Source organism: Paenibacillus salivarius, from assembly GCF_051307165.1.
GTDB lineage: Bacteria > Bacillota > Bacilli > Paenibacillales > Paenibacillaceae > Fontibacillus.
In genome coordinates, this window is sequence record NZ_CP195592.1 from 1,620,001 (window position 1) to 1,631,659 (window position 11,659).

Consider the following 11,659-nt stretch of genomic DNA (forward strand, 5'->3'; position numbering starts at 1 on the left):
AGAAATTCCAATCGAACTCGGAGATAGCTGGTTCTCCCCGAAATAGCTTTAGGGCTAGCCTCGGAAATGACAGTCGTGGAGGTAGAGCACTGATTGGGTGCGGGGCCCGCAAGGGTTACCAAGCTCAGTCAAACTCCGAATGCCATAGACTGATTATCCGGGAGTCAGACAGTGAGTGCTAAGATCCATTGTCAAAAGGGAAACAGCCCAGACCATCAGCTAAGGTCCCCAAGTGTGTGTTAAGTGGGAAAGGATGTGGAGTTGCACAGACAACCAGGATGTTGGCTTAGAAGCAGCCACCATTTAAAGAGTGCGTAATAGCTCACTGGTCGAGTGACTCTGCGCCGAAAATGTAACGGGGCTAAACACACCACCGAAGCTATGGCTTGATGCTTTGCATCAGGGGTAGGGGAGCGTTGAATGCGGGTTGAAGTCAGACCGGAAGGACTGGTGGACTGCATTCAAGTGAGAATGCCGGTATGAGTAACGAAAAGATCAGTGAGAATCTGATCCGCCGAAAGCCTAAGGGTTCCTGAGGAAGGTTCGTCCGCTCAGGGTAAGTCGGGACCTAAGGCGAGGCCGAAAGGCGTAGTCGAAGGACAACAGGTGGAAATTCCTGTACCACCGTAAACCGTTATGAGCAATGGGGTGACGCAGTAGGGTAGTGACGCGAGCTGATGGATGCTCGTCCAAGCAGTGAGGCTGATGTGTAGGCAAATCCGCACATCGTTAAGGCTGGGCTGTGATGGGGAGGGAAAATTTACAGTACCGAAGGTCATGATCTCACACTGCCAAGAAAAGCCTCTAGCCAGGTGAAGGTGCCCGTACCGCAAACCGACACAGGTAGGCGAGAAGAGAATTCTAAGGCGCGCGGAAGAACTCTCGTTAAGGAACTCGGCAAAATGACCCCGTAACTTCGGGAGAAGGGGTGCCTCGGTAGGGTGAATAGCCCGAGGGGGCCGCAGTGAAAAGGCCCAAGCGACTGTTTAGCAAAAACACAGGTCTGTGCGAAGCCGCAAGGCGAAGTATACGGGCTGACGCCTGCCCGGTGCTGGAAGGTTAAGGGGAGTGGTTAGGGAGCAATCCCGAAGCTATGAACTGAAGCCCCAGTAAACGGCGGCCGTAACTATAACGGTCCTAAGGTAGCGAAATTCCTTGTCAGGTAAATTCTGACCCGCACGAATGGCGTAACGACTTGGGCGCTGTCTCAACGAGAGATCCGGTGAAATTTTAATACCTGTGAAGATGCAGGTTACCCGCGACAAGACGGAAAGACCCCATGGAGCTTTACTGCAGCTTGATATTGGACTTTGATACGATTTGTACAGGATAGGTGGGAGCCTAGGAAGCCGGAGCGCCAGCTTCGGTGGAGGCGCCGTTGGGATACCACCCTGATCGTATCGGAGTTCTAACCTGGTACCGTGATCCGGTGCGGGGACAGTGTCAGGCGGGCAGTTTGACTGGGGCGGTCGCCTCCTAAAGAGTAACGGAGGCGCCCCAAGGTTCCCTCAGAATGGTTGGAAATCATTCGAAGAGTGCAAAGGCATAAGGGAGCTTGACTGCGAGACTGACAAGTCGAGCAGGGACGAAAGTCGGGCTTAGTGATCCGGTGGTACCGCATGGAAGGGCCATCGCTCAACGGATAAAAGCTACCCTGGGGATAACAGGCTTATCTCCCCCAAGAGTCCACATCGACGGGGAGGTTTGGCACCTCGATGTCGGCTCATCGCATCCTGGGGCTGAAGTAGGTCCCAAGGGTTGGGCTGTTCGCCCATTAAAGCGGTACGCGAGCTGGGTTCAGAACGTCGTGAGACAGTTCGGTCCCTATCTGTCGTGGGCGTAGGAAATTTGAGAGGAGCTGTCCTTAGTACGAGAGGACCGGGATGGACGCACCGCTGGTGCACCAGTTGTTCCGCCAGGAGCACAGCTGGGTAGCTAAGTGCGGACGGGATAAGCGCTGAAAGCATCTAAGCGTGAAGCCCCCCTCAAGATGAGATTTCCCAACTAGTAAGACCCCTTGAAGACGACGAGGTTGATAGGCTGGGGGTGGAAGCACAGCAATGTGTGGAGCTGACCAGTACTAATCGGTCGAGGGCTTATCCAAAGAACTAACACGCAAATGAAGTTTCGTATCCAGTTTTCAGGCGATCAACGCTTGAACCGTTTGGTGGCGATGGCGGAGGGGTTCCACGCGTACCCATCCCGAACACGACCGTTAAGCCCTCCAGCGCCGATGGTACTTGGACCGAAGGGTCCTGGGAGAGTAGGACGCCGCCAAGCATAATATTCCCTGATAGCTCAGTTGGTAGAGCACTCGACTGTTAATCGAGTTGTCACAGGTTCGAGTCCTGTTCGGGGAGCCATTCATGGCCCGTTGGTCAAGGGGTTAAGACACCTCCCTTTCACGGAGGTAACAGGGGTTCGAATCCCCTACGGGTCACCAACACACCCCAAAAAGTGAAGTCAAGCTCTGTGGTGTAATCCGATTACTTTTCGGGGACCCCAGACATTCATAATTTCGGAGGCTTAGCTCAGCTGGGAGAGCATCTGCCTTACAAGCAGAGGGTCGGGGGTTCGATCCCCTCAGCCTCCACCATATAGATTTACTTATACTGACGCGGGGTGGAGCAGCCCGGTAGCTCGTCGGGCTCATAACCCGAAGGCCGCAGGTTCAAATCCTGCCCCCGCAATTATCCCTTTAACAGGGGTACCCAAAAGTGTGGAGCCGTGGTGTAGAGGCCTAACATGCCTGCCTGTCACGCAGGAGACCGCGGGTTCGAATCCCGTCGGCTCCGCCATTTTTACAACTTAGATTCGCTTATGCGAGCCATTAGCTCAGTTGGTAGAGCACCTGACTTTTAATCAGGGTGTCGAAGGTTCGAGTCCTTCATGGCTCACCAGTTTTAATTTTTGTTTGCGGACGTGGCTCAGCGGTAGAGCATCGCCTTGCCAAGGCGAGGGTCGCGGGTTCGATTCCCGTCGTCCGCTCCATATTATGCGCCCTTAGCTCAGCTGGATAGAGCGTTTGACTACGAATCAAAAGGTCAGGAGTTCGAATCTCTTAGGGCGCGCCACTTTTTTAATTGAATATGCCGGTGTGGCGGAATTGGCAGACGCGCGCGACTCAAAATCGTGAGGGAAACCGTGGGGGTTCGAGTCCCTTCACCGGCATACATCGGGACGTAGCTCAGCTTGGTAGAGCACCTGGTTTGGGACCAGGGGGTCGCATGTTCGAATCGTGTCGTCCCGATCAAAAACAGTCATCGTTGATGGCTGTTTTTTTATTTGTCTTTTCCGGAAGATCCTTGGCGAATTTTGAATATTCCTCCTTCTTCACGGTCACAATAGACGTAAAACTCCGATAGAAGGGGATCCTCGTGAATATTTTTCATACAAAAAAAAGGCTCAAAAAACGTTGGATGCGATGGAACCGGACGATTTGGACGATCGGCGCGTTTGTCCTTGTCGCCTGGATGGCCTGGAAAGGCATAGGCTTATCCGATCAAATGAAAGATCTGATGACCAAGGAGCCGCTGGTTTTAGAAACCTGGGGGCAATACCTTGAAGCGGAGGAAAACGCAGACCAACTGCAGGATTGGCTTGATGAGCTTGTAAAGTCCGGGCGTGTCCGGATCGTGCATCTGAACAAAATCTTCACCTGCGGCGAAGAAAGCACCGTTTTAGGCTTAATGAAGCCTAAGGAGATTGCCGAAATGGCCAAATCGCACCCCGACTGGGCAGGACGGCTGGCACCCGGGGGAGACGTTTGGTTTGATGAAAAGATTCAAGGATTGTCGGAAACTTGCCGGCGCGATGGATATGTCGGTATCGACAAGAGCGGAAATCTCAGCCTGTTTGAAGGGCCTCCCAAGGAGGAAAAGGTGATCCGGACCTTTTTTCAACTCGATGTGGAAACGATGGAAAGCGCCCTTCCTTCGGAAGTGCTGAAGCAATTGAACAACGGAATACGGATTCAGGATGTTGAGGAATACAACAGCGTGCTTTCGACTTTCAGCGACTTTGCCGTGGAGCCTTCGAAAAACACGATGCAGCAAACCGGCCAATAAAATAAATTTTGAGAGGGACGTTGCGGAGCAACGTCTCTTTTTGCTTTTCCCGAGCCTTCCCCAGCAAACTTTTTCCTCAATCCGTCGAAACTTTTGATATAATGAATTGAATACATATGTTCGCTTATTCGAGCATAGTCCGGGTTTGGACGGAACACGGCCGATTCGGAAGACAAAGGGCATGTGGGGAGAGTTGATTTTGCGAATATTGGGTATCGACCCCGGAATCGCCATCGTAGGTTTCGGATTTATTGATAAGCAGGGGAGCAAGTTGGTTCCGGTTCAGTATGGGTGCATTCAGACGGAAGCCCATACGCCGGAAGAAGAAAGGTTGCTTCATGTCTATGAAGGAATGGTACAGTTGATCGATAAATACAAGCCGGATGCGGTTGCGCTGGAAAAGCTGTTTTTTAACCGCAATGTGACGACGGCCATGTCGGTTGGTCAAGCCAGGGGAGTCATGGTCTTGGCTGCCGTTCAAAAGGGACTGCCCGTGTCCGAGTATACGCCGATGCAGGTGAAGCAAGCGATCGTCGGTTACGGGAAAGCCGAAAAAAGGCAGGTCCAGGAAATGACGAGAATGTTTTTGAAGCTGCAGGCCATCCCGAAACCGGACGACGTTGCCGACGCGCTGGCGGTAGCGATATGCCACGCCCATTCCAGCACGTTAAATTCCAAGCTGAACGAGGTATTGAGATCATGATCGATTTTTTAAGGGGACAGGTTGTCCATCTGGAACATGAGTATGTTGTGCTGGATGTGCAGGGGATTGGGTATCAGGTGTTTTGCCCGAATCCCTATGCTTTTGCCGCCAAAAACCAAGAGACGATTACCATTTATACGCATCAGCACGTACGGGAGGACGCCATTCTCCTGTTCGGATTCCCGACCCGGGAGGAACAGAGGCTGTTCCGCAAGCTGATCGAGGTATCGGGCATCGGGCCGAAAGTCGCGCTCGGCATTTTGAGCGGGGGCAATCCGGATACGGTGGTCGCGGCCATCCATCAAGAGAACATCACGTTTTTGACGAAGCTTCCCGGAATCGGAAAAAAGACGGCGCAGCGCATGATCCTCGACTTGAAGGACAAGCTCGAGGGACTCGGCGGCATGGCTACCCTTTTCGATCCCGTACCGGCTGGAGCCGCCGCGCTTCAGGACGGACATCCAGGCTGGCCTGAAGCAAGGGAAGGCTTGAAGGCCTTAGGATATACCGAGGCCGAGTTGGACCGGGCTTGGGTAAAGCTGAAGGATCAGGTCGCTCAGGACGAAGCCGTCGATTCGGTAATGAAAAAAGCCCTCAAGCTGCTGTATGCGGGTTGAACACGGATTTACGAGAGAGAGGTGCTTAGAGAGCCATGATGGAAGACCGGATCATTTCCGCGAACTTGATGATGGAGGATCAGGCGGTCGAGCTAAGCCTGCGTCCCCGCTATTTGGCGGAGTACATCGGACAAAATCAGATCAAAGAGAATCTGAAAATATATATTGAAGCGGCGAAAATGCGCAAGGAAGCGCTGGATCACGTCCTGCTATACGGGCCTCCGGGGCTGGGGAAAACGACGCTTGCCAACATTATCGCCAACGAGCTTGGCGTGAATTTGCGCACGACCTCCGGGCCTGCAATCGAACGCCCGGGCGATCTTGCCGCATTGCTGACCAACCTTCAGGAAGGCGACGTTTTGTTTATCGATGAAATCCACCGATTGCATCGGACGGTCGAAGAGGTGCTGTATCCGGCCATGGAGGACTTCGCGCTGGATATCATGATCGGCAAGGGGCCGAGCGCACGCTCCGTCCGATTGGACTTGCCCCCGTTCACCTTGGTCGGGGCGACAACGCGTGCCGGGCTTTTGTCAGCTCCGCTCCGCGACCGGTTCGGGGTCGTCAGCCGTCTGGAATATTATACGAAGGACGAATTGAGTTTTATCGTTTCCCGGGGAGCCGATATATTAGGGATCCAAATTATCGGAGATGCCGCGGATGAAATCGCGCTGCGCTCGAGAGGAACGCCGCGGATCGCCAACCGGCTGCTGAAACGGGTGAGGGACTACGCACAGGTACGAGGCGACGGAATGATTACGCCGGAAATCGCCAAAGAAGCTTTGCAGATGCTCCAGGTTGATCCCATGGGACTCGACCTGATCGACCATAAGATGCTGCGTGCCATGGTGATGAATTTCCGTGGCGGCCCGGTAGGCCTGGACACGATCGCCGCGACGATCGGCGAGGAAAGCCAGACGATCGAAGATGTGTACGAACCATACCTGCTGCAAATCGGTTATCTGCAACGGACGCCGAGGGGGAGAGTCGTCACGCCGGCGGCATACCACCACCTGGGGCTGCCGCTGCCGGACGACAACAAATAAATCGCAAAAAGCCTGGCATCATGAAGGAGGAGTTTACCGCGTGAAAGGATCAAGAACGGGATTGAAATGGAGCAGATGGGGAAAAGGGATCATTGCAGGACTTTTGCTGGCCGGAGCGATTCAGCTTCCGGCATCCGCCGATGCGGACAGTAACGGAACCCGCATCCGCGTAGCCATGTACCTTGACTTCGGCTCGACGTACAAATCGACGACCCCCGCGATAACGATTGCCGGGGAAACCGGTTGGGGCGCAGGTCTTCAATCCACGGGGAATTGGCTGGAATTTGCACCTGGACAATCCGTCCGGTTTAGCGTTACGGGATTTAAAGTCAAAGCCTTGGAAACGAACGATTGGAAGACGGCGGCGGCAGCGGCCAAAAAGCTGCAGGGCACGACCGACAAACCCTTGATATATTCGCAAAACAATGCAAACGGAACCGTTTACCGGATTTATACAGGTCCGTACGCTACCGTGGCGGAGGCGGAAAAAGCAGTCAGCCGCGTGGCGGGCACGGCTTCTGCTTGGCTGAACGGGCAGAAACCGTCGGTTCGCGGCGATTTTTATGTTTCGGCAGGCAGCTATGGAAGTAAGGCCGAGGCGGAAGCGGTCGTCGGCAATTTGAGTTCGCAAGGAACCGAAGCCGCCGTCGTGGTTACGGGACCGCAGCAATTTGCCGTATGGGCGGGCGGAGCTTCGGGCGAAGCCGAAATGGGTACGATGCAGGCGCAATTGGCTCAGACCTTTCCGCAATATGCATGGGCGCCGGCAGATCGGAGCTTGCCGGCTCTGATCCTTCATAGCGACGTGACGTTAAACCTCGATTCGCCTTCGGCGGTAGAGCATTATGAGCTAAGCGGCAATGAGGCTCTTTGGGTTCGCGACGGAGCCGACGATGCCATGTTAAAAGTCGTGGAGCGTTCAGGCCGTAAATATCGCGGCGATTTTGAAATCAGCCGATATAACGGTCAGCTTGCGTTAGTCAATGAAGTGCCGCTTGAGCAGTATCTCTATTCCGTCCTCGGCGCCGAGATGTCGTCTTCTTGGCCGCAGGAATCATTGAAGGCGCAGGCCGTGGCCGCACGGAGTTTTGCGCTATATAACGCATCCCTGAATAAATTTAAAGTCGCGGGACTGGTGGATACGACGTTAAGCCAAGTCTATAACGGTGCCGGGGCTGAAGCGGACAGCCTCGTCCAGGCGGTAGACAGTACCGCCGGCGAAGTGTTGAAAGCAAACGGGAAAATCGTGGAAGGGATCTTCGCTTCCAATAGCGGCGGGATCACTGCGGATTCCACCGAAGTGTGGGGCAACGTAAATTCCGTGTATTCCAGCGTCCCGAGCAAAGAAGACGAAGTAGCGCAAGCAACGCTTAAAAAGTGGTACCATGTGCTTCTCTCCAACGGACAGACGGGATACGTCAGGGAAGATAATACGTCGATGACCGGAGAGACGACCGGCGCGGGCTTAAAAAAGCTGACGGTCACAACAAGCTCCGTGAATGTAAGACCGCTTCCGCTCGTTCAATCCGATGTCGATCCCGTGGCAAAAATGAATCCCGGCGATAAAGCAATCGTGCTCGATTCGGTCGATGAATCGGGAGCCTATTCCTGGATCCGCGGCCCTTACAGTTCCGCCGAACTATTGAAGTCGCTCAAAGGGAAGACGACGACAGAAGTGCCTTCGCCGATTTCGAATTTGGAAGTGACCCAGAGAGGTCCATCCGGTCGGGTGACACAGATCAAAGCCAACGGGCAAATCGTCGATGTGAGATATCCGGACGCTTTCCGGTCGGCGTTGAACGGACTGCCGAGCACCTTGTTTGATATTGTGCAGACCGGAAGGTATACTGTACAGAGTGCCGACGGCCAGACGGCGAACGGAACCGCGACCTCCGGAACGACAGTGCTCAGCGCAAGCGGCGCTAAAGCATGGAACGGCGGGGACCTGGTTGTCATGGGCGGAGACGGGAACGCAAGGATCATCGATCAGAACAATGAATATCTGTTTGTCGGCAAAGGATACGGTCATGGCCTGGGCATGTCCCAGTGGGGAGCCAAAGGAATGGCGGAAGCCGGGTATGATTACCGGGAAATTTTGCAACACTACTACCAAAATGTGACTATAGACAAGGAATGAAGGCGTTAATATATGAATGTTGATTTGTATGATTTCGAATTGCCGGAGGAATTGATTGCGCAAACTCCGCTTGAGGAGCGCAGCGCCTCCAAGCTGCTGACTTTGAATAAGCGGGACGGAAGCACGGCCCATCATGTATTTTCGGACATCGTCGATTACCTTCAGCCCGGCGATACGCTGGTGTTGAACGATACACGCGTCATCCCGGCGCGATTGTTCGGAGTGAAGGAAGATACCGGGGCCAAAGCGGAAGTTCTTCTGCTCAAAAATATGGGCGAGGACCGCTGGGAAGCCCTCGTGAAGCCGGGGAAGAAGCTAAAGACAGGCGCGGTTATCGTGTTTGGCGACGAATTGAAAGCGACGATCGAATCGGAAGGCGATATGGGCGGCCGTGTGCTTCGTTTTGAATACCAGGGGATCTTCAATGAAATTCTCGATCGGCTCGGTCAGATGCCTCTTCCGCCTTATATCAAGGAAAAGCTGGACGACCGAGAGCGTTACCAGACAGTCTACTCCAAGCATGAAGGATCAGCGGCCGCGCCAACGGCAGGTTTGCACTTCACCGAATCGCTGCTTGATCAGATCAAGGCGAAAGGGGTTCAGGTCGCCTTTGTAACCCTGCACGTCGGACTCGGGACATTCCGTCCGATGTCCGTCGATCGCGTCGAGGACCACGTGATGCACGAAGAATATTATGTGCTTCCCCAAGAGACGGCGGATGTACTTAACGAGACCAAAGCCCGGGGCGGCCGAATCATTGCGGTAGGCACGACTTCATGCCGAACCCTTGAAACGGTGGCGCAAAAATGCGGCGATGGTCCGGTAACGGCGAGCAGCGGGTGGACGGGCATTTTCATATATCCGGGCTACAAGTTCGGTCTGGTTGACGCGCTCATCACGAACTTTCACCTGCCGAAATCAACGTTGGTCATGCTCGTCAGTGCTTTGGCGGGGCGCGAGCACATCTTGGCCGCGTACCGCGAAGCGATTGAACAAAGATACCGCTTTTTCAGCTTTGGCGACGCGATGTTTATTTACTAAGGAACTCTTTTAAGGATGGATGATAATCATGGCAGCAGCGATTACCTATGAACACATCAAAACATGCAAACAATCCGGGGCAAGGCTCGGGAGAGTGCATACTCCGCACGGTACGATCGAAACGCCCGTATTCATGCCGGTAGGGACTCTGGCTACGGTCAAAACGATGAGTCCGGAAGAACTCAAAGAAATGGATGCACGGATTATTCTCAGCAATACGTATCATCTGTTTTTGCGTCCCGGGCATGAGATCGTCAGAGAAGGCGGAGGACTTCACAAGTTTATGAATTGGGACCGGGCCATTTTGACCGACAGCGGCGGGTTCCAGGTGTTTTCGCTTAGCGAAATGCGCACGATTACGGAAGAAGGCGTTCACTTCCGCTCCCATTTGAACGGGGATAAATTGTTTCTGTCGCCGGAAGTGGTGATGGAAATCGAGAACGCGCTCGGACCGGATATCATGATGGCTTTTGATGAATGTGCCCCTTATCCCGCCGACTACAACTATGTAAAACAGTCTATGGAACGGACCACCCGGTGGGCGGAGCGCTGCCTGAAAAGCCATGCCAGACCGCATGATCAAGGGCTTTTCGGCATCGTTCAGGGCGGCATGTTTGAGGACTTGCGGAAGCAAAGCGCCAGAGATTTGACTTCCCTGGATTTTCCGGGGTATGCTATTGGTGGACTGAGTGTGGGCGAGCCCAAACATCTCATGTATGAAATGTTGGAGTGTACGGTTCCGCTTTTGCCTTCAAACAAGCCCCGCTATCTTATGGGGGTCGGCTCTCCTGATGCCTTGATCGAAGGAGCGATTCGCGGAGTCGATATGTTTGACTGCGTTCTGCCGACGCGAATTGCCCGTAACGGGACAACGATGACCAGCCAAGGCCGACTGGTTGTTCGCAACGCTCAGTATGCCAAAGATTTTGGACCACTGGATCCGGAGTGCGGATGCTACACTTGCCGTAATTATTCCCGAGCTTATCTCCGTCATCTTATTAAAGCGGACGAAACGTTCGGTCTTCGGTTGACTACATACCACAATCTGTATTTCCTGATCAACCTGATGGGCAAAGTCCGTCAGGCTATCATGGATGACAGGCTGCTGGACTTCCGGGATGAGTTTTTTGAACAGTACGGTCTGTTTGGCAATGAAAAAGGATTCTAAAAAATTGCAGTTATAGGTTGAAAGGAGGAAGAATGATGTTTCCATTAGCAGCAACACCAGCAGGCGGTGCCGGCGGGTTGATTTCGTTTCTCGTCCCGCTGATCATCATGTTTGCCGTATTCTACTTTCTGTTGATTCGTCCGCAGAAGAAAAAGCAGCAAACCCGCAATAATATGCTCAATGCGCTTCAAAAAGGCGATAAAATCGTTACGATCGGCGGATTGCACGGAACGATCATGGAATTGACGGACGATATTGTCGTTCTTCGCGTCAACGATGTGACCAAGCTCACGTTCGACCGTAATGCCATCAGCCATCGGGTCGATTCCGAAAGCAAATAAGCTTCTTTAACTCAAAAAAGCACGGGACTCTTAGGAGTATCCTCGTGCTTTTTTTCTTTTATCTTTTCTTCAAATTTACTCCGAAGACCCCGCCGACGGCGGCCAGCAATACCGCAGGCAGTACCAGAACCAGATCGTTCCAGCCTATTTTACTGTCCAAAGCGAGAAAACTGATCATCAGCAGCAAAATACTGTAAAACAGGCCTGTTATTGTTCCCTGATAAAGCCCTTTCTGTCCTGCACGCTTTCCCGATACGAGTCCTCCCCCGAGAAGCGAGACTGCATGTATCAGATAAGTATACCAGGCGAGCTCATCCTCTTCGAGGATATTTCCCTGCAATAATAAAGATAAAATAAAGGCGCCGATCATCATCCACAAAAAGGCGTACCATAAACCGGATAAGGTAGGTTGGGAAAGCCGGATCGATACCAAACGGCGTAGAAAGTGCATGGCGGGTCCTCCAATCGATATTGATACCCCATTCTATGGCCAAGCTGCCGAGAATATGTCCGTTTTTTCCGGCCTTTTAGGAATATAT

The 11,659-nt window shown here is 53.2% G+C and carries 9 protein-coding genes, 10 tRNA genes and 2 rRNA genes (1 of these 21 cut by a window edge); 20 read left to right on the forward strand and 1 reads right to left on the reverse strand.

All coding sequences use genetic code 11. The features are described from left to right. The 20 genes from ACSFXJ_RS07130 to yajC all read left to right on the forward strand — a co-directional run. A 23S ribosomal RNA gene (locus ACSFXJ_RS07130) occupies positions 1-2,104 on the forward strand (it extends 828 nt beyond the left edge of the window). A gap of 59 nt (positions 2,105-2,163) precedes the next feature. Beyond that, positions 2,164-2,280 (forward strand): 5S ribosomal RNA (rrf, locus tag ACSFXJ_RS07135). Between the two features lie 7 nt (positions 2,281-2,287). Next, positions 2,288-2,363 (forward strand) — tRNA-Asn (locus ACSFXJ_RS07140). Positions 2,364-2,368: 5 nt separating this feature from the next. Continuing rightward, positions 2,369-2,443: transfer RNA gene (locus ACSFXJ_RS07145), tRNA-Glu, on the forward strand. Between the two features lie 77 nt (positions 2,444-2,520). Beyond that, positions 2,521-2,596, forward strand: a tRNA-Val gene (locus ACSFXJ_RS07150). 20 nt (positions 2,597-2,616) lie between these two features. Beyond that, a tRNA-Met gene (locus tag ACSFXJ_RS07155) sits at positions 2,617-2,690 on the forward strand. 31 nt (positions 2,691-2,721) lie between these two features. Next, positions 2,722-2,798 (forward strand) — tRNA-Asp (locus tag ACSFXJ_RS07160). A gap of 26 nt (positions 2,799-2,824) precedes the next feature. Continuing rightward, positions 2,825-2,900, forward strand: a tRNA-Lys gene (locus tag ACSFXJ_RS07165). A gap of 16 nt (positions 2,901-2,916) precedes the next feature. Continuing rightward, a tRNA-Gly gene (locus ACSFXJ_RS07170) sits at positions 2,917-2,991 on the forward strand. 6 nt (positions 2,992-2,997) lie between these two features. Beyond that, a tRNA-Arg gene (locus tag ACSFXJ_RS07175) sits at positions 2,998-3,074 on the forward strand. Between the two features lie 17 nt (positions 3,075-3,091). Continuing rightward, a tRNA-Leu gene (locus ACSFXJ_RS07180) sits at positions 3,092-3,171 on the forward strand. A 5-nt stretch (positions 3,172-3,176) separates the two neighbouring features. Further along, a tRNA-Pro gene (locus tag ACSFXJ_RS07185) sits at positions 3,177-3,250 on the forward strand. Between the two features lie 127 nt (positions 3,251-3,377). Further along, on the forward strand, positions 3,378-4,067 hold the full coding sequence (locus tag ACSFXJ_RS07190; RefSeq protein WP_435924494.1) for a BofC C-terminal domain-containing protein: 690 nt from the start codon (positions 3,378-3,380) through the stop codon (positions 4,065-4,067). Positions 4,068-4,266: 199 nt separating this feature from the next. After that, complete coding sequence (gene ruvC, locus ACSFXJ_RS07195; protein WP_435924495.1) at positions 4,267-4,770, forward strand: crossover junction endodeoxyribonuclease RuvC; 504 nt, start codon at positions 4,267-4,269, stop codon at positions 4,768-4,770. Beyond that, positions 4,767-5,387 carry a Holliday junction branch migration protein RuvA gene (gene ruvA, locus ACSFXJ_RS07200; RefSeq protein ID WP_435924496.1) on the forward strand — a complete coding sequence of 207 codons (621 nt, stop codon included), beginning with the start codon at positions 4,767-4,769 and terminating at the stop codon, positions 5,385-5,387. Before ruvC ends, ruvA begins: the two co-directional genes overlap by 4 nt. 38 nt (positions 5,388-5,425) lie before the next feature. Beyond that, a complete protein-coding gene (gene ruvB / locus ACSFXJ_RS07205) occupies positions 5,426-6,433 on the forward strand; it encodes a Holliday junction branch migration DNA helicase RuvB (RefSeq protein WP_435925698.1) in 1,008 nt (335 codons plus the stop codon). 40 nt (positions 6,434-6,473) lie between these two features. Further along, positions 6,474-8,570 (forward strand): SpoIID/LytB domain-containing protein, encoded by a 2,097-nt coding sequence (locus ACSFXJ_RS07210; RefSeq protein ID WP_435924497.1) that lies wholly within the window; start codon positions 6,474-6,476, stop codon positions 8,568-8,570. 12 nt (positions 8,571-8,582) lie between these two features. Continuing rightward, entirely contained in the window at positions 8,583-9,611 is a 1,029-nt protein-coding gene (gene queA, locus ACSFXJ_RS07215; RefSeq protein ID WP_435924498.1) for a tRNA preQ1(34) S-adenosylmethionine ribosyltransferase-isomerase QueA, read from the forward strand. Positions 9,612-9,639: 28 nt separating this feature from the next. Next, a complete protein-coding gene (gene tgt, locus ACSFXJ_RS07220) occupies positions 9,640-10,779 on the forward strand; it encodes a tRNA guanosine(34) transglycosylase Tgt (RefSeq protein WP_435924499.1) in 1,140 nt (379 codons plus the stop codon). A 35-nt stretch (positions 10,780-10,814) separates the two neighbouring features. Further along, positions 10,815-11,120, forward strand: a complete 306-nt coding sequence (gene yajC, locus ACSFXJ_RS07225) for a preprotein translocase subunit YajC (RefSeq protein WP_435925699.1) — start codon at positions 10,815-10,817, stop codon at positions 11,118-11,120. Between the two features lie 58 nt (positions 11,121-11,178). Here yajC and ACSFXJ_RS07230 read toward each other — a convergent pair whose 3' ends face one another. Further along, positions 11,179-11,571, reverse strand: a complete 393-nt coding sequence (locus ACSFXJ_RS07230; protein ID WP_435924500.1) for a TIGR04086 family membrane protein — start codon at positions 11,569-11,571, stop codon at positions 11,179-11,181. Between the last annotated feature and the right edge of the window lie 88 nt (positions 11,572-11,659).